At 45.2% G+C, this 22,081-nt stretch carries 15 protein-coding genes, 2 tRNA genes and 3 pseudogenes; 7 read left to right on the top strand and 13 right to left on the bottom strand.

From position 1 onward, the window contains the following. Nucleotides 1-128: 128 nt before the first annotated feature. The 8 genes and pseudogenes from V5G20_RS09690 to V5G20_RS09655 all read right to left on the bottom strand — a co-directional run bounded on the left by V5G20_RS09690 (nucleotide 129) and on the right by V5G20_RS09655 (nucleotide 10,966). On the bottom strand, nucleotides 129-2,690 hold the full coding sequence (locus V5G20_RS09690) for a LuxR C-terminal-related transcriptional regulator (protein WP_122958800.1): 2,562 nt from the start codon (nucleotides 2,688-2,690) through the stop codon (nucleotides 129-131). 48 nt (nucleotides 2,691-2,738) lie between these two features. Next, nucleotides 2,739-3,498, bottom strand: a pseudogene (locus V5G20_RS09685) (transposase); the annotation flags it as partial. Between the two features lie 274 nt (nucleotides 3,499-3,772). Beyond that, nucleotides 3,773-4,690 carry a hypothetical protein gene (locus V5G20_RS09680; RefSeq protein WP_024984345.1) on the bottom strand — a complete coding sequence of 306 codons (918 nt, stop codon included), beginning with the start codon at nucleotides 4,688-4,690 and terminating at the stop codon, nucleotides 3,773-3,775. A gap of 63 nt (nucleotides 4,691-4,753) precedes the next feature. Further along, the gene (locus V5G20_RS09675) at nucleotides 4,754-5,638 is read right to left on the bottom strand and encodes a hypothetical protein (protein WP_024984344.1); all 885 of its coding nucleotides are present in this window, start codon (nucleotides 5,636-5,638) and stop codon (nucleotides 4,754-4,756) included. Nucleotides 5,639-6,177: 539 nt separating this feature from the next. After that, entirely contained in the window at nucleotides 6,178-7,005 is an 828-nt protein-coding gene (locus V5G20_RS09670; RefSeq protein WP_338463365.1) for a ThiF family adenylyltransferase, read from the bottom strand. Next, nucleotides 6,992-8,095 carry a hypothetical protein gene (locus V5G20_RS09665; RefSeq protein WP_338463364.1) on the bottom strand — a complete coding sequence of 368 codons (1,104 nt, stop codon included), beginning with the start codon at nucleotides 8,093-8,095 and terminating at the stop codon, nucleotides 6,992-6,994. Before V5G20_RS09665 ends, V5G20_RS09670 begins: the two co-directional genes overlap by 14 nt. Before the next feature lie 160 nt (nucleotides 8,096-8,255). Further along, nucleotides 8,256-9,554, bottom strand: a complete 1,299-nt coding sequence (gene ltrA, locus V5G20_RS09660) for a group II intron reverse transcriptase/maturase (protein WP_024985477.1) — start codon at nucleotides 9,552-9,554, stop codon at nucleotides 8,256-8,258. An 893-nt stretch (nucleotides 9,555-10,447) separates the two neighbouring features. Beyond that, nucleotides 10,448-10,966, bottom strand: a complete 519-nt coding sequence (locus V5G20_RS09655; RefSeq protein WP_338463363.1) for a hypothetical protein — start codon at nucleotides 10,964-10,966, stop codon at nucleotides 10,448-10,450. A 465-nt stretch (nucleotides 10,967-11,431) separates the two neighbouring features. Here V5G20_RS09655 and V5G20_RS09650 point away from each other — a divergent pair, with 465 nt between their 5' ends. Continuing rightward, on the top strand, nucleotides 11,432-12,877 hold the full coding sequence (locus V5G20_RS09650; RefSeq protein ID WP_338463362.1) for a toll/interleukin-1 receptor domain-containing protein: 1,446 nt from the start codon (nucleotides 11,432-11,434) through the stop codon (nucleotides 12,875-12,877). Nucleotides 12,878-13,121: 244 nt separating this feature from the next. On the opposite strand, the gene V5G20_RS09645 is transcribed toward V5G20_RS09650, so the two are convergent. Continuing rightward, nucleotides 13,122-13,328 (bottom strand): hypothetical protein, encoded by a 207-nt coding sequence (locus V5G20_RS09645; RefSeq protein WP_338463361.1) that lies wholly within the window; start codon nucleotides 13,326-13,328, stop codon nucleotides 13,122-13,124. Nucleotides 13,329-13,478: 150 nt separating this feature from the next. On the opposite strand from V5G20_RS09645, the pseudogene V5G20_RS09640 reads away from it, so the two are divergent. From V5G20_RS09640 to istB, 3 genes and pseudogenes are all read left to right on the top strand, one after another. After that, a pseudogene (locus tag V5G20_RS09640) lies at nucleotides 13,479-14,471 on the top strand (IS1182 family transposase); the annotation flags it as partial. A gap of 150 nt (nucleotides 14,472-14,621) precedes the next feature. Continuing rightward, nucleotides 14,622-16,127 carry an IS21 family transposase gene (istA, locus tag V5G20_RS09635; protein ID WP_023555239.1) on the top strand — a complete coding sequence of 502 codons (1,506 nt, stop codon included), beginning with the start codon at nucleotides 14,622-14,624 and terminating at the stop codon, nucleotides 16,125-16,127. Then, complete coding sequence (istB, locus tag V5G20_RS09630; protein ID WP_023555238.1) at nucleotides 16,124-16,852, top strand: IS21-like element helper ATPase IstB; 729 nt, start codon at nucleotides 16,124-16,126, stop codon at nucleotides 16,850-16,852. The genes istA and istB overlap by 4 nt, the downstream gene beginning before the upstream one ends. A 74-nt stretch (nucleotides 16,853-16,926) precedes the next feature. Here istB and V5G20_RS09625 read toward each other — a convergent pair. Next, nucleotides 16,927-17,576 (bottom strand): annotated as a pseudogene (locus tag V5G20_RS09625) (IS256 family transposase); the annotation flags it as partial. A 264-nt stretch (nucleotides 17,577-17,840) separates the two neighbouring features. Beyond that, the gene (locus V5G20_RS09620; protein WP_024985259.1) at nucleotides 17,841-19,286 is read right to left on the bottom strand and encodes an IS1182 family transposase; all 1,446 of its coding nucleotides are present in this window, start codon (nucleotides 19,284-19,286) and stop codon (nucleotides 17,841-17,843) included. Between the two features lie 168 nt (nucleotides 19,287-19,454). Between V5G20_RS09620 and V5G20_RS09615 the strand changes: the two genes are divergently transcribed. Genes V5G20_RS09615 through V5G20_RS09605 form a run of 3 tightly spaced genes read left to right on the top strand, consistent with a single transcriptional unit; the run spans nucleotide 19,455 to nucleotide 21,653 of the window. Beyond that, nucleotides 19,455-20,087 (top strand): ImmA/IrrE family metallo-endopeptidase, encoded by a 633-nt coding sequence (locus V5G20_RS09615; RefSeq protein WP_338463360.1) that lies wholly within the window; start codon nucleotides 19,455-19,457, stop codon nucleotides 20,085-20,087. Continuing rightward, a complete protein-coding gene (locus tag V5G20_RS09610) occupies nucleotides 20,084-20,434 on the top strand; it encodes a hypothetical protein (protein ID WP_338463359.1) in 351 nt (116 codons plus the stop codon). The genes V5G20_RS09615 and V5G20_RS09610 overlap by 4 nt, the downstream gene beginning before the upstream one ends. Nucleotides 20,435-20,441: 7 nt before the next feature. Then, nucleotides 20,442-21,653, top strand: a complete 1,212-nt coding sequence (locus V5G20_RS09605) for a site-specific integrase (RefSeq protein ID WP_122915421.1) — start codon at nucleotides 20,442-20,444, stop codon at nucleotides 21,651-21,653. Nucleotides 21,654-21,785: 132 nt separating this feature from the next. Here the strand turns inward: V5G20_RS09605 and V5G20_RS09600 are convergent. Together V5G20_RS09600 and V5G20_RS09595 are read right to left on the bottom strand one after the other, a co-directional pair. After that, nucleotides 21,786-21,861: transfer RNA gene (locus tag V5G20_RS09600), tRNA-Val, on the bottom strand. A 40-nt stretch (nucleotides 21,862-21,901) separates the two neighbouring features. Continuing rightward, nucleotides 21,902-21,978: transfer RNA gene (locus V5G20_RS09595), tRNA-Ile, on the bottom strand. Nucleotides 21,979-22,081 lie beyond the last annotated feature (103 nt).

The raw sequence follows: 22,081 nt of genomic DNA, 5'->3' as shown, positions 1-22,081 counted from the left end.
CTTCATAGCTTTATCCAACTCATTATACTAACTTCCAAATCCCTTTGTGATCAACCCTGCCTGGCACAAGAGATCAAAAAGGTTGAGCAGGGAGGTGGAGATGATTTATACAAAAAAAGAGGAACGGGTCAGAACAACTGTAGTGTTCTGGCTCGTTCCAGCGCTTGCAATCGATTATTCGTCTGTAATTTCCCATAGATATTGTTAATGTGTGTTTTTATGGTTGCCAGGGAAACATTCAGTTTCAGTGCTATTTCTTTATTGGACATCCCTGTTCCCATCAAACGAAGCACACATTGTTCTTTGGCTGTTAAAGCAACCGCCGTTCTTTCTGGGGGAATGCTGGCTTCCTTTTCAAGTGGCGGGAACAGTCTGAGCAATCGTTTCACGTAGGATAAAGGCACCTTATGACTGGGGCGGCGATGTTGATTTTGACGCAGTCGGATATATCGATCCAATATTTGCCCAAAGGCATTCCCTTCGTCAACAAAGGTTCGGATATATCCTTCGGGCCACGCCAATGCAAGCGCTTCTTCTAATACATCCATACATTCTGTAATCCTTCCTTGAAGAAAAAAAATTCTGCTCTTACGAACGAGAAGGCGAATGTAATCGCTTTGCCGTCTTGTTTCTCCAGCAACAAAGAGGAGACGCTCCGTTAAAGATGCAGCTTCCTCGATTTTTCCCTGCTCTGCCAGTATAGCAGCCAGCAGATCATATTCCTTGATCATGGATACCGGAATCTCATCCTGAAATCGCAAGCCGCTCTTTCTCAGCCATTGTCTCATCGGTTTCTCTTCCCCACGCATCCAGCCTTGCATGGCTCGGAACAAGGCCATTTTCCCGGACAAATTGGGATTCGCCTTCACAGACGCTAGTTTGGCTAACTCTTGTAATCTGTCGTCTGCCATCTCCTCGTCTCCCTGCACGGCGGCAATGCGAGCAAGCCATAGCGCCGCGATGGTCATCAGGCTTATATTATGATGCGTTCTTCCAATATCATAGGCTTGGCGCATCACCTTTTCCGCTTCGACCAAGCGATTTCGTTCGTACTGCATTTTCCCAAAGTCAATATACAGATGAGCAACAAAATACACGTTTCGGGTTCCGGACCAAATCGACAGCAAGGGCGTTACCACCTGTTCCGCCAGTCGAAGGCCGTCATCCGACACATAGATGTCCCACAGCGGATGATAGCCATCCCGGTCGCTTCCGAATCCAATGAAGAGATTGCCTTCCGGTTGTTTCTCGACATATTCCTTTGAAAATTGAACGGCATATTCAAAATCCCGATCCAAAAACGTGCGAAATGCGGTCAGAAAAGCGAGTCCGGCATGCAATGTTTCGGCTTCAGAAGGATGAAGGGAAGCTGTGTCCTCTTCCAGCCTGCGAACCGCTCGCCAATACCCGACTGTGGCCGCTTCGACATGCCCGGACATGTACTGGGAAGCGAGCTTTGTCAAAAGCATCATCGGCCTAGCAAATAACAGTGAATCGGGAATAGCGCTGAGCCACGTGCAGAGCGTCGTCCATTCATTGGCCATCAGCTCTGGTGTAATCGCCTCTATTAATGAAAGCGCATGTTCGTAACTGGTAGCCGCCAGGTAATGATTCACCGCTTCACGAGGATACCCGTTCGCTTCTAGCCATTCTCCCGCTGCCATGTGAAGGGTTTGCCATCGCCGCGGCTCCCGCCTTTTCAGGTGCGCCTTCAAAAACTGCTGAAACAAATGATGGTACCTGTACCACTCCCGACGCTCGTCCAGAGCCACAAGAAACAAGCTTTCCCTGTCTAACTGTTGCAGATAGGCATCGCTTTCGGCTATGTGAGTTACCGCCTCACAAAGTTCGCCCGTCATCCGATCTAAAATCGACGTTTGCAGCAAAAATTGCTGCATCGTTTCAGACTGATAGGATAACACTTCATCGAAAAAATAATCCGATATGTCACGTTCCGTTCCCGCCATCTTCCGGACCAGCGATGCGGGATCAGCATGTTCATGTAACGATAAGATCGCCAATCGCATCGCCGCTACCCATCCCTCCGTCTTTTTTTGTACGACAGCCACGTCTTCGATGGCCATGTCCATACCGCCGCACTTCGCAAAAAATTCAGTCGTTTCATCCGAAGAGAAGCGGAGATCTCTCGCATCCAGCCAGTTCAACCCATTTCCCGCCCGTATTCTCGAGAGGGGCAACGATGGGAAGTTTCGGCTTGCGAGATAGAGATGAACATGTGACGGCAAGCGTTCCAGCAGATAAGTGACTCCCTTGAATATGGACGCTTCCTCGATGTGATGAAAGTCATCCCATACGAGCACCGTCGTTTGCGGTATACGATGAAGCCCGTTGACGAGCGTGGCAATCAGTGAGAACCCCGATGGATCTTCCACGGCATGACGAAGCACAGCCTGTTCGTCAAAAGACGGATAGGCCTGTTTAAGCGCCGCAATGGTATGTGCCCAGAAACGCATGCGATCATTATCCGCTTGATCAAGAGAGACCCAGGCGACGGGCTTTTCCAGCGTCGTCACCCACTCGCCCAGCAGGGTGGTTTTGCCATACCCGGCAGGCGCTGTGATCAAGGTAAGTGCACGATCCAGCCCTTCATGCAAACGATGGGTGAGTCTGGAACGAACAACAAGCGGGCTTCGTGATCGGGGAATATGAAGTTTCGTGGCTATGATCACGGTTTGCTCCCTCCTTCCCTATCATCTTACCAAATATCTACTTAAGGGCTGCTTGCCGATCGCTCGACAAATCACCTTGCCGTCTGCACGACGTTGTTTGGCCACGGCCAGGTACTCCTTTCGCGCTTGATCCCGATAAGTCCGTGGTTTGCGGGCACGACCAATCTGTGGAGCATGTAACGTGTCGATGATCTCCTCCAGTTTCTCACGCACCTCGTTCAGCAAGTTCAAATCGGTTGGGTACGCCACATCCGCCGGGGCACATGTGGCATCCAGCAACAAGACACCCTGGTTCGGATCTTCCTCGGATGTTGAATGATGCTTGGTCGTACGTTTACCTTTGGATTTTCTACCGGATTTCGGTTCATCGTCACGGTCGGAATCTGGTGTCGATTTGGCAGCCTCGACCGCGATAATCTCGTTGATTTCGCGGAGAACCTGCTCGCCCACGTTTTCGAAAATGCGTCATGAGCGACGGGTGGAACGGCGGATGATCCTGATAGCCTTCCAGCCCGATGAAATATTGCAGATACGGGTTTTCGACAATCTGCTGGACCGTTTCCCGGTCCGACAGTTGCAAACGTTCCTGAATGATGAGTGCCCCGAGGGCGACACGGATGGAAACGGCCTTTTGTCCACGAAACGATTTGCGGAAGGACTTGGCATACTTTTCTTCCGCATATGCCCACGGTACCAACCGAGCCAACTTGCCCCAGCGATTTTCTTTATTCAACTTGCCGCCAAACGGCAAGAAAAAATCATCGGGGAGAAGCAGTTGATTTTCACGATGAGAGAGAAATTCGTACATTCAGATCCGCTCCATGTGCAAGGAATTTGAAGGGAAATCTTTGATTTCCTTGCACATGACTTCAATGAAAACGGGGCAAAACCTTTGTCGTTTCTCAATTTTTTATTCGTTCAGCAAGCCCTAACTATGGATCGTTCTACTCGGCTATCGTCATCTTACAGCTATTTTCACAAAAAACGGCCAGCCAGATTTTTTCTGGCTGACCACCTAATACGAAAGTTTTTACAGTCCAGTCTCTAATAACGAAGACGGATCGTATAGAATAAACGGTTGTTTAAAGTGTGGTGTTCGTCAAAACTGGAACAAGAGTCCAATTATTATCATTAGACGATGTTTTAATATTCGCAATTCCTTGTTCAACTAGTAACCTAATTACCTTCTTACTTATTAACATATCTCGAATGACTGTGTCGTCATTAATGGGATAATATTCATACGTTACATTAAAATCCTGCATGAAATGAATGGCTTTCTTATCATAGACATAAGGTAGCTGCAAATGCTCTACAACACCGCATTCAGGGCATTTTCGCATCTTTATCTGAGGGTCATCACTTAATGGAGCAGTTGATGTTTGGGGTGGTAAGATATTGGTTGGGATAACTTGAAAGGCATTTTGCCCTGGTTTTGATCCTTTATGCCTTACCTCTCGTAATTCATAACCTGATAGGTTCCACTCCCTAAATTTTTCTGCAAGATCCTGAGAAATAACCATATAGTCGTTGACAAAAACTAATGGGGATTTTTTAAGGACGAATGTATTGAACATTAATTCATCTTTTATGATTCGTTCATATCTTGAGCATTTTGGACAAAATGGCTTTAGTTCATATTTTGTTTTGTTAGATACATATAATTCCGGCCTATTACCGATGGAAGTGATTCTATACAATTCAGCATTTTCCATCTCATCATCCGTATATTCATATATATATCGGAAATCCCGGAAGGTAGATGACATTTTTTTACTTCCTAAAGAATCTTCGTATATAGAGTTAAGCTTCTCTAATATCGATTCAATTAAATATTTATCGTAAACGACTTCAAACTTATACCGAACATAAACATCATCATTTTTTATATCAGGTTCCGGTACAACAAAATCTTTGATCAAAGAATTTAGAATTTGATCAATTTTAAATTTGGTTTTCAGATCATACACACGAAACGTAAAATGCACCTTTATTTTCATTACTTCACCTCCAGTTCTATATATTATTATAACTCCACACCAATAAGGTGTGGAGCGTTTAAATTACCGGATACTATGTTGTTTTTCTCTGGCAAATTTATACAAGAATTCGTAAACTTCATCATCGTATTCTTGCCATAAATCTCTATACACGTCTATGTGCGCTTGAATTATTTCAGAACGGCTGTAATCCCGATAGTTTGCACCATATGGGATTTCCTTTCTTAATGCTTGAGTAATTATATTGTGATAATCTTTTGGAATTGCAATTGCAAACAAATCATTCTCTGTTGTACCTAGACGATCTGCAAACCTTTTCTCAAAAATATGATGGCGATGCCACCCAGATGGAACACTATCTTTCTTTAAGTCACGAAAGCTTTTCACTCCAATTTGTAGTGATTGTTTTAATGTCTTACTGGCTTTTATCATTCTCTCTACGCCAGAAATTGCTGGAACGCCGGGGAAAACTACTGATGCACCATCAAACACTACTTTAAAGCCATTCCAAACAGAAGGTTCAGCCCTAAAGTCAGCTAAAGACATCATGAAATTACCAACATCAAATGCAGTTTCTACCCATAGAGGTTTAATTACACCATCTTCTGTGTCCGCAGACAAAGCAGATTTGTTTGACTTAATTAATTCCTGAATATCGAATCCATCAGGACCTATTTTTCTAATTTCTAGTTCCTTAAGCTTATAACCCTTTCCTAACGAATCGAAAGTAGATTCATCTATCTCGGTTCCTTCAGTCACATAAAAAGTTGTCTCAATTTTTTTCCCGTCAAGTGAAACTAGAATAACCTCTGCAACACGATCAATATTAAATTGTTGTGCCTCTTTTTTGGAAGTTGCGGCTAATGCATGACTGTTTAAAGGAGAAGTAATTAGCAAAGCTACAGCGACCAAAAAAGTAAGTAAACGACTAAACAGTGAAAACTTCATCGCAATCCTTCTATACATTTTTTACAATTAATTAACTAAAATGGATTTTATAACAATTTTTCCTATAAATCTACAAAAAAAATTCTACACTGTTCGACGAAAAAATGGTATTAAGGAGAAAAAATCCCCTCCCCGAATCTCTCCGAAGGAGGGCTGTAATAGTTTAACTTTTTCGTTTTCTTCGGAGGTAAGGCCCTGACGAGTCATGCCCATGTGCGTTACCACCGACTTAGGAGCGTAATCTTATGGAAAAATCCTTTTAATCCCGTCTATTGGCAAGAAATTGGCTACGCTTTAAACGCTATGGATGTACCCTACTCGCTCAAACAACCAACAGCTTACTTGTTATTACCCTGGTGTAGTTACCTTTATCTACCTGTTCGTGCCTACAACAGCGTGAGGGAGCTTTTTCATGACCACGAGCAACGCTGCCCTGAGTAGGTTTGAGTCAATCAATAGCACTGACGGGATACCAGTCCGATTAACTGAAACTGCAAGAATTTCTAACAAAACAAAAAAAGAGTGCCCAATCTGGACACTCACCCATCAACAATCCTTTCCCCACGCATGTACAATTTCTTCGCGTGGAAGAACGTCACGTGTGTAGACAAGGAGCTCTCCCCAAACAGTTCATTTAGATAAACTGCCACTGCTTGCGCCGCGAACCTGTTGGTAATTAACCGCTGCGGCTTCGACGCGATCACCTGTGAGCAGACCATTTCAGAGGGAGCGAACTCGTTCTCCAATATGTCTGGAAAGCGGTCGGCCACCGGTTCCAGAACCGTTTCTCCGTTCAATCTCAATCCGGCTACTACTTGTCCTGTCCATCCAGTATTCGCGTGGCGCTGTTGATCCTCCTCCGTCCATTCTTCTTGTGGACGGCCGTCACGGGGAACCCAGGCAGCTTCTACTCCCACATCGATGTAGAGGAGCTTCTCTTGACTGAGAAAGTAACTGTGCATGACCTGGCGCGTGTAATTGTTATCCACCGCGCCGATCAAAATCGGAAGAAAAAACGTGTCCCACCTGTAACATCCGCGATAATCTGTGAACTGAAACAGCCGGTCTAACGTTCTTTCATCCTCAATGTACCGTTCATCGAATGCAGCGATCGGCACTTGATAATGGCTGCGGTACCGGTTAGCCAGTACCGCAGCTTTCTTCTGTCCGACATCCTTTGGTATAAAGAGTTGATTAGCCAAATTCTTTTGTTCTACCGTATCCGGATCGGCCACCAGGTAAAACCCCTGTACCTTGAATATATTCATCATTTGAGCGCATTGCTGCAGAATATATCCGCCATTTGCGCCTGCGCCGATCTGAACAATATAGTAAAAGATCTTCTTCCGTTCGTTAAACCGTATCATCGTCTCCCGCTCCTTTCACGGACACTTGAGGAAAGTCCAGGCTCGTCGGAGACTCCAACGGTGATTCAAAGACGATATGGGGATTGATGATCAGATACTCCCCGTCCAGACACGTTCTCACCAGGATTTGCGGGAAGAAATCCAGCACCCTTCCCACAACCGCGTAGAGGATCGGAGCCTGCTCGGAGCGATCATCTTGGGCAGAAAAGTAGGCGTCCATCGTGTTGTGCGAATGAATTTCCATTACTTTGACGTGGTTCTCATCAAAGATTTGTTCAATCGGCTCGCACATGTGCTTGCTAACGATCTGCGCCGGGATCACCAATTGATAACCTTGCCCATCCCAATATATCTCACCGTGAATCTCAGAGCTGTATGTCCGGGCGAAGTGACGGGCAACTATCAAAAACTGCGTCAGAATCCCCCAGGGAATCCTGGGGAATTTGAGGCGCACGCCTTCCACCAACGCGTGAACACTGGGAACCTTCCGTGCCTTTTTGCAGATCGTTAGCGCTTCTGTTTCGCGGATATGGTACATATGACCGTCAGCTCCGGGAACATACATGTTGGACCGTCGGTTTGCCACAGCATCTTCCAATCGGAGGTATACACCATATCGGCGATCCAAAATCATCCCGCTACCCTTTTTACGTGCGGTTAGAACCGGAATGATCATATTCTTTTCCTTGTTGAATGTCATCGTCGTTAATTCTTCGGTTAATTCGCCAAAGTCGTTCTCCATCCGTTTCCGCACGTCTTCGCCGGTAATTTTCCTCAACTTCTCTTCGATGCTGGTTTGTTCATCAGTTGGAGAACTGTCTTGAAGACCATTTGTGATTTCTTCGAGCGTAAAGTAATCGGTCAGAGGAATGTTCTCCCCTCCATACCGGATGATCGTCTCCGTGTTCAGTTCCCATGTTTCCGGTTTACTTTTCGTGGCAGATTCAGACGTTTTCTTTGGGGCCTTGGAAGCCACTCGTGATTTATTGGTTGCCGTTGTCCTTTTGCCTTTTCCTGTGTCCTGGATGGCCTCCGGTTCCCCTTCTCCTAAAAAGCTGAACAAAGTTTCTTGATACAGTTTGTCAGTCATGTCCATGCCTCCTCTTGCATTCTTGTAGAGTAGAGAACTGAAACTTTCGGGCGACCGTATGGTCGCCTTGCTCATTTCAGCTCCCCCTCATCAAACCGTACGTGAGGTTTTCCCTCATACGGCTTTCCGATGTTCTTCTTTCTTTGGCATTCGGCTTACTTTATCCGGCTAATTTCAATAAACTACCCTGCGTGTTTTGTATGACCTTCAGCTTTCCGGCATGTTTATTCCGCTTGCTTCTTTTCTTGTTGCAGAAGATTGTAAGGCGTTCAATCACATACCAGTCTATCCGTCTTGCCCATCGTTTGGCGATGGGCGAGATGAAGTAGTAGTTCTTGAACCCCCTTAGCTTGCGATTTAGCCCTTTCACTAGCTCTTCTAGAGACAGAAACAGTTTGTTCCTTGGTGCAGTGTATTCCTTAATTTTACGTCTCATTTCCTTCATTGCTTTCTTAGCTGGTACATGAGACATAGCAAATACCTTGCTCCCCCCTTTGTTGAACACGGGGAATTTGCGATGGTGCAGCCCAAGAAAGTCAAACCCAGTGGAATTGTCCCAAATATTAACGAGTCTAGATTTCTCTTTACTGAGACTAAGCTCCAGCTTGTTTAGAATAGCCATCAGCACTTGAATGCTTTCCAATGCTTCTTGTTTGGTTCTGCACATGATAACGAAGTCATCCGCATAGCGGATAAGTGTGCCAAGATGGGAGAATTGATTTTCCCAAATGGTGTCCATGTAGTTTAGATAGATGTTTGAAAGAAGAGGCGAGATTACCCCTCCTTGCGGAGTTCCCAGTTCTGTTTCATGGAATTGATCATTTTCCATGACCCCAGCCTGCAGCCATTGTCGGATAAGTTTCAGAACACGTCTGTCGCTGATTCTCATTTCGACCAGTTTCATCAACTTCTCATGGTTGATGTTGTCGAAATACCCTTTAATGTCAACATCTACGACCCAATAACACCTCTTGCTTGCTTTGCGTATCTGTGCAATTGCCTGGTGAGCATTTCTTCCTGGCCGAAAGCCATAAGAACAGTCCCGAAAATCAGCTTCAAAGATCGGTTCAATGACTAGCTTAGTAGCCATTTGGACCACCCGATCCTTGATCGTCGGGATGCCGAGTGGACGTTTCTTGCCATCCGGTTTAGGGATGTAAGTTCGACGAACCGGATGTGGACGATACCGCTTTTCTTTTAAATCTAGATAGATCTCGTTAAGAAAACGGCTCTCCCCATACTCCTCCACAATCTGTGCGATGGATTGTCCGTCGATTCCTCCGCTCCCTTTATTTGCTTTTACTCTCCTCCAAGCTGTCGCTAGAATATCCGGGCGGTAGATTTTGTCATACAAGGCATGAAATCGCCGTTTTGAGTTTGCCTTGGCACAAAGATATAGGGTTGTCCAAAGTTGTCGAGCTTTTACATCGGTGTAGTTAGCAAGTTTACTTGCATTCACTCACTCTTACCTCCTTCGACCCGTGAACAAAGCAGGGCTCCTTCCCTCCATAAGGTTGTGTTGTCCTTATGTTCATCGGTACTATGAACCCCTCCGACTCCCTCTCTGCCATCCACCACTTCCCTTACGGTTATAGGTTTCCGTTTTACGCTCCTGACGGGGCGTGCAGAGTAGGGTCTCCCCAGTTCCGTTAACTACTTTCTCAACATACCGCTCCCCATACCCCGAGGGATTCATAGGTGCTGTATTCCAAGTTCTCCACACCGTCCTTGGCCTTCGCCCATATGAAACAAGCTCGGCTTCCCTTTGTCCACCTCTCGGTGGTCTTTCTTAACGAGGCTGCAGGATTCACTTTATGTTACGGCCTGCTGATTTGCTCGCACTCTTTCGAGTTACTTTGTCACAGGGCTTCAACCTTAGGATTTCTCCACCAGTTGCCTGTCAGCTACGAGGTGACTTGGCTCCTGCCTCGGTTGGACTTTCACCAACTAGCAATTAACGGCTTGCTGGGCACGCTTCATAAAAAATAAAGACTGTAGCTTTCGCTAAAGTCTTTGATCTACAGTTCCTGGCAGTATTGACCAAACGTTTGTTGCTTGGATGTTAACCATTTCTCTGGGAAATCCATGTTTCTCATCGTATTCCCTTTCGATTCTGTCAGTGGAAATAGTTTGTTAAAAAACGACCTTCTTCGCCAGCCTATCAATCATTATGGACGCACTGAACTTTTTTCATAATCTGTGGTGCAGCTCTGCTCCATGGGTGGCTAACGGAATTTAGCTGCAGATAAAAAAGACCGGGTTTCCTTATAACATAAGGGGGCCCGGTCTAATACATTATTATCATCGAACAATTGAAACAAGAAAGCCGGCCATTGGCCGACTCCCGGTAAATTAAAACGGATACATGCTACGATATTCTAAAGCCGATACTGGATGATTCTGATGCCATCTTTCCCAATAATCTGGGTGCAGCAACTGATGTGATCTTTCAATTCGCAATTTTCCTTCTGCCTCGAGTTTATACAAAAAAGAACTTGCATCGTCAAAACGCTCTTCACTTAACACTTTAACTTCAACATCAGAGACGCATTCTCCACCCGCGTACCACAGATGTGGTACTCCTTCCATTTTGAAATTGCAGCAATCCATCACGTATATGCTTCCTGCTCTGTCTTTATAGCGGAAATCGAAGGCATTAATAAATTTTTCTTTCAGAGTAAATACCCCATTGGGATCGGGCGGTGATAGTTCGCAGGTCCAGTTACGCCCGTGTGTGGCAGAAAAAAATGCTGCTACAAATTTAAATATAGAGGCATACACATATGGTTTGTCCCCGTGCTTTCCGGTTGAGTCAACATAAGGCTCAATGATGCTTCGTCCCTGTATGTGAGAGCCGTGATAAATGTACATGGTTATACCCCCTTATCTACATATTACATCGTATGTCATTACTTCATATGTTTAGTTAACATTTTTTTACTCTAACAATATCCTTTACGTATAACCACCACACATCCTCATCATTTACAAATTTTTATACGCATACTTACCGCATCAATTATCCCACAAGCCTTTTTCAATTACACCCAGCCCGTCACTTACATGTCTAAACCAATGAACGGTAACAGCATAATCGTATTGCACAGAATTAAGTATCCGAAAATTCATTTCATCTAACGCATACTTTTAAAATAATATCGCATTAAGAAGTGTTCATAAAAAATTTATGCACACTTGCTTGGCTCCTTTGTACCCGGTAAGGTAGTAATACGTCTAGTTATAAATTTGAGTAACAAAATTTGGTGAATAATAAAGCAGACTGTGTATAATTAATTTATAGAAACGACAAATCCTTTACTTAGGGAGATAGAAAACATGTCAATTCGGAAACATGAACTACCGATTCCACGTGTTTTTATATCATACAGTTGGACTAGCCCTGAACATGAAGACTGGGTACTGGATTTAGCAGAACGGTTAATGCAAGACCGGGTTCACGTTACATTGGATAAATGGGATTTACAGCCGGGGCACGATACTTATCATTTTATGGAAAGTATGGTTCGTTCAGATAAAATTGATAAGGTTCTCATTATTTGTGATAAGGAGTATTATGAAAAGGCAGAGGATCGGCGAGGGGGCGTAGGAACAGAAACACTCATCATCTCCCCCGAAGTTTATGCTGATATAAAACAAGAAAAGTTCATTCCCATCGTTGCAGAACGGGATGAAAGTGGAAAACCTTATATCCCCACTTATATTAGGTCCAGAATGTATATTGATTTATCGTCTGAGGAGCAGTTTGAAATTGGGTATCAGCAGCTTCTACGCAACTTGTACCAACGTCCTCAACATCGGAAGCCTTCTCTTGGTGAGGCACCATCTTGGCTATTCGAAGACGAGCCCCCTCATTTTAAAACAGCCAATATTAACAAACAGCTTAGAGATGCTATTACACGAAATCCGGCAAGAATTCGAGGACTTGTCAGAGAATTCATCGGTTCTTTTTTTACCAGTTTAGATGAATTGCAAATTGTTAAATTGGAGGAACCGCATGATCAGCAAATTATGGATAAAATTGATGACATGTTGCCCCTCAGAGATGATTATGTAGAATTTATCGAGCTTCTATGTGATTCACAAGAAGAATTAAATATCGATCCTCTTGTCAAATTCTTTGAAGAAATCTATCGCTTTTCTCAACCACCAGAAGAGGTAAACTCATATATAGAATACCAGTATGATCACTATAAATTTCTGATTCAGGAGTTGTTTATATATACGGTTGCCATCTTGATTGAAAATGAACAGTATAAAGCCGTTGGAGATTTTCTTAGAACAGAGTTTTTTATTCATGATCGTTTTGAACGAAAATCGCATGCAAATTATAAAGTATTCTATTTTCACCTTAGATCTTTAGAAGAGGTAAGGAAGCATCGTCTTGGATTAAGGCTGTTGAGTATTGCAGCGGACACAGTTGTTAAAAGAGCAACTCTAAAGAGATATCCAAAAAAGAAAATTGTGAATGCAGACCTCCTTCTGCATTATATAGCTGTTTTGGAAGAACACGAATGGGCTTGGTTCCCCAAATTGTACGTATATAGTGACACATATCAGAAGATTGACCTTCTACTTAAACTGAAGTCAAGAAGGTACTTTGAAAAAGTAAAAGGTTTGTTCGGTGTTACGCAACCGGATGAATTAAAGGCGATATTATCAAAATATGAACAACCAGAAGGTTATAAATATCGAGATAGTTTTGACTCTGTACCTAGCCTACTGTGGCATATAAAGCCGGAGGAACTATGTACTTTTAATTGACTGCTTAATTTTAGCTCAGTATTTTTTCCGTCTATTTATGAAAAAGACGCCCCTGTTAAGGATCGATAAGTTTCTTTGTCCGGTTAATTTTGAAAAAACACTCCCGTAAAATCAATGATTTTTGGACTTTTCGTCCGGTTATATATGAAAAATCACACTGCGTGCTCCTGACATACTCATAGATTACGTTGTAGCAATTGGCCCGCTCAGTCTCTTCATCATAGATGTCTTCCATCGAATACAGTTACAGCGCGTGAGCTTCATTGTATACGTAATCCAGTTCATCCAGTGTGAAGCTGTCAAAATCGACTTCTAATGCATCGGTGCCGGCATACAGGTATTCGACAATGCGAAACATACCAGGAGTTTGCATACGGGGAATTTTTGATGGGATGCTGCGCTCCTGGAGTTGTTTTAGAAACTCAACAGTAGAAAATCTCCTTTTCTTCAAAGCTCATGAATCCTTTCAAAAACACAGAAGGGGAATGAAATCCCCTTCTCAGCCTGTAGACAAAGTTCCGTAAGGAACAGGGTCTGCAGGCTTTTTTGTTGAATATAGAACATGTTACGTTTTCAAAAGTTATTTTTTAGAGGTGGCATTATGCTTAATAAGCAAGAGGCCGAAGGGCGTTATCAGATATCTGCATTCTCGCTAGATGAGTTGGTGCCAGAAGATCATCTCGTAAGAAAAATTGAAAATGCAATCGACTTTTCGTTCATCTATGACTTGGTGGAAAGCCTCTACTGTCATGACAATGGCAGACCCAGTGTTGACCCTGTAGTCTTAGTTAAAATTGCTTTCATCCAATATATTTTTGGAATTCGTTCCATGCGACAAACGATTAAAGAGATCGAAACCAATGTTGCCTATCGGTGGTTTATTGGCTATGATTTCAGTCAGCCCATTCCCCATTTCACGACCCTAGGCAAGAACTATGTTCGCCGTTTTCGGGATACTCAACTCTTCGAGTCGATCTTCCTTCGAATATTGGAGGAGGCGGTTCATCATGGATTCGTGAAGCCTGATGTGCTTTTCATTGATGCTACGCATGTAAAAGCCAGTGCGAATAAGCATAAATACGTGAAAGAAATCGTTGAAGAACAAGCGAAGAAATATCAAGAGCTGCTGGACGAAGAAATCAATCAGGATCGTATTGCACATGGAAAGAAGCCCCTTGAAAAAAAGACAGAAACTTCGAAGAAGGAGGTGAAAGTCAGCACAACTGACCCGGATTGCGGATTGTTTGTAAAAGGGGAAAAGGAACGTGTATTTGCTTATAGTTTTCATACAGCATGTGATCGAAATGGATTTGTGCTTGGTGCCAAGGTAACGCCAGGCAATGTGCATGACAGTCAGGTTTTTGAGGATGTTTTGAATCAAGTGCGAAAGACGTTTGCACAGCCTCAAGCTGTGGCAGTGGACTCGGGATACAAGACGCCTTACATCAGTAAAACACTCCTTGATGACCAGATTCGCCCCGTTATGCCCTACACAAGACCACGCACCAAAGAAGGTTTTTTTAAAAAGCACGAATATGTGTATGATGAATATTTCGACTGCTACATCTGCCCGAACGAGCAAATCTTAACATATGAGTGTTTATGGCAGGATAAAAGTGCAGAGAATTGCGGCGGAAAACTGCAGAGTTCCACCGCAATTCTGAGGCCATGAAAAAGGCACTTGCCAACATCCCCCTACAAAATCTACCCTTGGATTTGGCTAGAATCTGAGGGAGTGAGAGGAATGTTGAAAGTGCCACAACAACAGTATATCCGATTTTTGCGGGAAGTCGAAGGGTGTTCGATTCAGGAAATTGCGGAACGTGTCCAGGTGAATTGGCGAACCGCCAAGAAATATGCGGATCGCGACGATTGGAATGAACCGGTATGCAAGCGAAAAGGCCGCCATCCGGTGTTGGGACCGTACTTAGAGATTATTGACACATGGCTGGAGGATGATGAGCGTCTTCCACGCAAGCAACGCCATACAGCCGTCCGCATGTTTCAGCGGTTACGGGATGAGTACGGCTTCCCTGGCGGGCAGCGAACGGTATCCGAATATGTCTCCAAACGGAAGAAAGCCATGGCAGCCGAACGAGCCGAACATTTTGAGCGTTTGGAGCATCCAGGCGGGGAAGCCCAGGCTGACTTTGGGACGGTGTACGTGGTCAAGTCGGGAGAACTGGTGGAGCGGAAAGTATTGACCCTGTCGTTTCCGTACAGCAATGCCGCCTTTGTGTTCCCGGTTCCGAAAGAAAACACGGAATGCTTTCTGGAGGCCTTAGGGCGGCTATTTCAGCAAATGGGAGGGGTTCCTCGCAAGATTTGGTTTGACAACTTGTCCGCTGCTGTTGTGTCCATCCAGCAAGGCGGAAAACGAGAGTGTACGGAAGCGTTTCGGCGTTTCTGCGCCCATTACCGCTTTGAGCCCCTGTTTTGCAATCCATACAGCGGCCATGAGAAAGGCCATGTGGAAAACAAAGTGGGGTATGGACGCCGGAACTGGTGTGTTCCGCCACCGGTTATCGATACGCCGGAACAACTGGAGACGTATTTGGCGGAAGCTGCCCGTGCGGATATGCAGCGCCCTCACTATGTGAAAAAGCAAACCATTGCCGAGTTGTGGAAGCAAGAAAAATGCAAGCTGCTGACGCTGCCGACGACACCGCTGGAGATTTTCCGGCTGGAGACGTGCCACCTGAACAAATACGCTGAGCTGTCGTTTGACGCGGCTCTCTTCCCGTTGCCGCAGTGTCGGGCCATGCAGCCGGTTTTGGTGAAAGTCAAGTGGGATGTGCTGGAGGTGTTAACGGCAGACGGGACATACACCCCGATTGTGACATTGCCTCGTCCCTATACGGAGAAAGTCATTCCAGTAGATTGGAAGGCGGTATTGAAGAGATATGAAAAACGCCCGCGGGCGGTGATGTATTCTTCCTTTACCAATATGATGCCTCAGGCGCTCCAAACGTTTTTGACGGTGGAAGACATGAATGCACGAAAAGCACGAATTCGCCTGCTCCATCGATTGCTCGACACCTATACGTTGAAGGAAATCGGGCAAGTACTGGGAGAATTGTCGCATCAGCAAGAGCATCTGGCTGTTGCCTTGGAGCATGCCCTTTACGCGATAAAACACCCTGTTTTCCGCCCGGAACCGTTTTCAGAGTCGCATACACCCCCTGCCCTTCACGGGCAGATACCCATACTGGATGAGTACGACCGGATCCTGGGGGTGAGGGTGGAATGAGAGAAGAGCTGGCAAAGGTGTGCAAAACTTTGCATTTGGCGCATGTGATGGAAACCTATGAACAGGTGCCGTTTGAAGATCGGGAGAGCTTCTTGCTGGGAGTCTTGCGGATGGAGATTCAACGGCGGGAGGAGACAAAGCTGAAGCGACTGATAAAGAAAGCCGCGTTTCCCCAACTGAAGACACTGGAAGATTACGCTTTTGAGGCAGTCACCTTACCGGAAACATGTACAAAGGAGGGATTGATCGACCTACGTTTTTTGGAGCGCAAGGAAAATGTGCTGATGCTGGGAAAAGTGGGCACGGGGAAGACCCATCTGGCAACAGCGCTTGGCGTAGAGGCGTGCCGAAGGGGATATGCCGTTCGATTCTTCCGTGTTCCCGATCTGGTTGCGCTCTTGCAGGAAAAACACGCGAATGGGGCACTGATGCGGTTTCAAAAAGAACTGGCAGACTGTGAGTTGTTGATTTTGGACGAGGTTGGGTTTGTTCCCTTTCACCAAACGGGGGCTGAGCTGTTGTTTCATGTTATCTCGGCCTGCTATGAGAGAAACAGTGTGATTGTGACGTCGAATTTGGAGTTTGGGCAGTGGAATACGGTGTTTGGAGATACGCGATTGACGGCAGCCCTTGTGGATCGCCTCGTCCACCACGCCCATATTCTGGCGTTTACCGGAGAAAGCTACCGACTGCGCCATGCTCTATCCAGCATGAAGTCTTCCTAAATTCTTTTGTATTGATGTTGGCAGTGTTCTGCATAAATTGGCCGCCAAACTCTGCATTTTTGAGTTGCAAAATACACATGAAGCCAGAACTTTGCCGATTCATTTTCCCCGATCCAGATGCCAAGTACATCTTTGTGGCCTTCCAAGTCAATGCCAATGGCCATGTAGGCGGCTTTGTTGACGATGGCACCGTCTTGTTTCACCTTGAAGTGAATGGCATCCAGGAACACGACCGCATATACCGCCTGCAAGGGACGGTTTTGCCATTCTTTGATCAGCGGGACGATCTTGTTGGTCACGTTGGAGATGAGGGTAGGAGAAACCTCGATGCCGTAGAGCTGCTGCAGGTGATCCTGAATGTCGCGGGTAGAAACACCCTTGGCATACATGGCAATGATTTGGTCTTCGATACCCGTCATGTTCGTTTGGTTCTTTTTGACGATGGTCGGCTCAAACTCACCGGCCCGGTCACGCGGAACCTGAATGTCCACGTCGCCGTACTCGGAACGCACCTTTTTCTTGCTGTAGCCGTTCCGGCTGTTGGTGGTTTTCTTGTTTTTCGTGTCGTGCTTGGCGTAGCCAAGTGACGTCTCCAACTCGGCTTCCAGCATTTCCTGAAGGGTGTCGGCAAACAACTCCTTTAGGGCTGATTGGACGTCTTCCACCGATTGATGTTCTTTTCCTTGATCCACTGCTTGAGTTGCTCTTTGGACATCAGGCTCATGGGCTCTCCCAACCTTTCTTAGAATTCATTTACTCTATTTGAAGGTTAGGAGTTTACACAAAATAGCTTATAGACTCTGCTTGTCTTTGCTTGTATGAATTTAAAAAAACTGGCCAATTGGCTATGGAAGTCAGGAAAAGGGAGGCACAATGCCCTTCATTTCCGCATCACCTTTCGAATACATACAGTACAAACTCCCTCAACTGCCAATGGCAACGAGAGAGTTTGTCTACAATCTGCCAGAAGGGGATTTCATTCCCCTTCTCAGGTTGCAGACAAACTCCCTCGCTGAACGAACAGCAGAGGGAGTTTGTTTAATAATTTGATGAAAATACCGAAGGTGTTTTGATCGTTCACCTTTTGGCGACCTGATTTCCATAGCCAGGTCGCCATTTTTTTCAAGTTCATGGCAGCGAAAACAAGCATCGCCTGCATCGTGACCTTCTCCAGTCCTCGTAAGGTCGTCCAACGCATGCCATGCTTTTCCTTCATATCAGCGAATACACGTTCAATCGTTTCTTTCCGTTTGCTATAGATTTGTTTGTTTTCCTCGGTATGCCGGAGGTGGTCTACCTCTTCGAGGTAATCAGCCCAGATGTGGCGACTCACTCTCTTTGTGTAGTCTTTACTTTCCGTGCATTGTTTCAAGAACGGACAACTTCGGCAAACTTGAGAATTTGATCGATAGATACGGTACCCATCCTTGTTTGTTGTCTCATATGTTAAGATTTGCTCGTTCGGGCAGATGTAGCAGTCGAAATATTCATCATACACATATTCGTGCTTTTTAAAAAAACCTTCTTTGGTGCGTGGTCTTGTGTAGGGCATAACGGGGCGAATCTGGTCATCAAGGAGTGTTTTACTGATGTAAGGCGTCTTGTATCCCGAGTCCACTGCCACAGCTTGAGGCTGTGCAAACGTCTTTCGCACTTGATTCAAAACATCCTCAAAAACCTGACTGTCATGCACATTGCCTGGCGTTACCTTGGCACCAAGCACAAATCCATTTCGATCACATGCTGTATGAAAACTATAAGCAAATACACGTTCCTTTTCCCCTTTTACAAACAATCCGCAATCCGGGTCAGTTGTGCTGACTTTCACCTCCTTCTTCGAAGTTTCTGTCTTTTTTTCAAGGGGCTTCTTTCCATGTGCAATACGATCCTGATTGATTTCTTCGTCCAGCAGCTCTTGATATTTCTTCGCTTGTTCTTCAACGATTTCTTTCACGTATTTATGCTTATTCGCACTGGCTTTTACATGCGTAGCATCAATGAAAAGCACATCAGGCTTCACGAATCCATGATGAACCGCCTCCTCCAATATTCGAAGGAAGATCGACTCGAAGAGTTGAGTATCCCGAAAACGGCGAACATAGTTCTTGCCTAGGGTCGTGAAATGGGGAATGGGCTGACTGAAATCATAGCCAATAAACCACCGATAGGCAACATTGGTTTCGATCTCTTTAATCGTTTGTCGCATGGAACGAATTCCAAAAATATATTGGATGAAAGCAATTTTAACTAAGACTACAGGGTCAACACTGGGTCTGCCATTGTCATGACAGTAAAGGCTTTCCACCAAGTCATAGATGAACGAAAAGTCGATTGCATTTTCAATTTTTCTTACGAGATGATCTTCTGGCACCAACTCATCTAGCGAGAATGCAGATATCTGATAACGCCCTTCGGCCTCTTGCTTATTAAGCATAATGCCACCTCTAAAAAATAACTTTTGAAAACGTAACATGTTCTATATTCAACAAAAAAGCCTGCAGACCCTGTTCCTTACGGAACTTTGTCTACAGGCTGCATAGCCCTTTGGGCTATTATTTTCACCCATAAATACGAACAAATGTTTGTTTGAGGAGGGGTTTGTGTGGATTTGTCGCTTTACAAAATGACTCCACTGGAGGAATGGATCACATCAAAGTACCTTGAGAACTCAATATGCACTCCGAGTGATCTGGATATTTTTCATATCGCGGCATCATTGGGTGGCGAAATTACATATCTACGAACAAAATCCCATGCCCGGTGGATCGATGATGGCTCCAATGAATTCATGATCATCCTCGATTCTCGTTTGGACGAGCCATCTGCTCGGAGCGAATTTTTTCATGAACTTTGTCACCCGCTCCGCCACGTCGGTGATCAACAAATGCTCCCCAGGGCTTTCCGGGACTTGCAGGAGACGCAAGCATCACAGTTCCAGTTATACGCCGCCATCCCCTTCTTTATGGTGCAGGAACTGCACTTGCCGGCATACGAGATAGATGTCCCGCTGTACTGGGCTCACGTGTTTCGGGTTCCACTTGACCTCGCAATACGTCGATTCAGACAGATCAAAAATCGAATCAGCCAGGAAGAATACAGCCAGCGTCTCGTTTCCTATAACCGAAGTATGTACCGTAAAGCTGATCCGGCAAACTGGTGTGATGAAGCAAAGGAAATGTTCCGACTTGCAATTGATCGAAAACTAAAAAAAGGACAAGGAGTTGTAATTCGATGAAAATTGCAGTTTTTTACGATTATTTCGAGGGGGAGCTGGCCCCGCTCTGGTACGTCATCAATTTTCGGAAGGGGGAACTTGATTGGAACAAAGATATAGCCTATATCCCCATAGCTGCTCCCTTCCAACGACAGGGAGCGGAAGATTTCTCGTCGGACAGCATGGGGATAACGGTGACGCTTGCAGATCTGACCGTGAGCGAAGGTAAACCAGGGAAATTCGGGATTCGGCTTGACCCTCTCCGTAGGCGCGTGACGGAAAACATGCTAGATTATTGGGATGCCGAATTTCTGATGCTGCAGGTGGCAGATCTCGAAGAGCTCCTGCAGATGAATCCATGGAGGTGAACCAAACATGGCAAGCATTGAAAAACGCGGCGCTAATTCTTGGCGTTTAACCGTTGAATTGGGGTATGGACCTAATGGAGAACGGTTGCGCGAAAGAAAAGTCATCAAGGTTGAAGATCAGGCGTTATTGAAAACAACGAAGAAGCTCAGAGAATATCTGGAAAGTGAGTGGCTTAAATTCAAGATGGAGGTTGAGGCCGGTGAGTATATTTCCCCCGAAAAGATGACATTGGCTGGGTTTGTTGACGAATGGAGAGAAAAGTATGCCAAACGAGAACTAAGTGCTAAAACATTAGAGAACTATCTGATCCAAATTAATAACCGGATTATTCCTGAATTCGGCCACATGCGTCTCGATCAGATCAAACCTCTCCACATCGTCACCTTTATAAAAAAACTTGAAGAAGAAGGCTCCCGGAAAGACGGCAAGGAGGGAAAGTTATCGTCTGGGATGATCGAATATATCCACCGCGTCTTGAAAAATATATTTAACCGTGCTGTTGAGTGGAAGGTAATTAAAACAAGCCCTATGGACGGGATAAAGAAGCCGAAAGTTGAACAGGCCGAAATGAGCGTATATGACGAAGCCGAAGCTCACCAACTGTTCTTGGCATTGGAACGTGAAAAGCTGATGTGGAGAGTCATGATTGCCTTGGCACTGACAACTGGCCTGAGAAGAGGAGAACTTCTTGGATTGGAGTGGAAAAATGTTGACCTGGAGGCCGGTACCATTGATGTCCGCCAATCGCTTACTTACGTGAAGGGGATCGGCTACGTTGTAAAGGAACCAAAGACAAAAAATTCGGTCCGGATCGTGTCCATTCCCCCAAGTTTATATCATGATCTGAAGGCGTTGAAAGTTCAGACTAGCAAGGAACGGATGCAATCAGAGGAACTATGGGAAGGTGGCGATCGATTCTTCGTCTTTTCCTCCTGGAACGGAAAACCACTTTACCCTTCCAGCGTAAAGACTTGGTGGTCACGTTTTACGAAGCGGCACAAGCTGAAGTACATCCGTTTTCACGATTTGCGACATACTTCGGCCACTCTTCTTATTAACAAAGGTGTCCATGCCAAGATCATTTCAGAACGTCTCGGACATGCTAACATCCTTACGACCATGAACATTTATGGTCACGCTTTACGATCTGCTGACCAGGAGGCTGCTAAACATTTTGAATCTCTCTTCGACAGTCAGCCGAAAAGTAAAAAGGCCTGATGGTCACAACGGCCAAAAAATTCGTCCCCAGCCCGTCCCCAATTATGAGTTTTGACGCCTGTATTAGTCTTTTTCAGGCGGTTATTACAACAAAAAAAGCCTTGATTTTCAAGGCTTTTGGCGTTTCTGTTATGGTGATCCGGACTGGGTTCGAACCAGCGACCCCCACCCTGTCAAGATGGTGCTCTCCCAACTGAGCTACCGGATCATGGGATATTTGCTATTGTGACTTCACCACATACGTTCAATGGTGGGCCCTGTAGGACTCGAACCTACGACCAATCGGTTATGAGCCGACCGCTCTGACCAACTGAGCTAAGGGCCCGAATCGTACCGGACGTCGATCACATGTTTTAATATACAGGATTTCTTTTCCGATTTCAAGAGGAAAAACAAAATTTCTTTTAAAAAATTTTACCACCATCAAA

Source organism: Brevibacillus borstelensis, from assembly GCF_036700025.1.
GTDB classification, from domain to species: domain Bacteria; phylum Bacillota; class Bacilli; order Brevibacillales; family Brevibacillaceae; genus Brevibacillus; species Brevibacillus borstelensis.
This window is presented reverse-complemented; position numbering and strand designations above follow the sequence as displayed.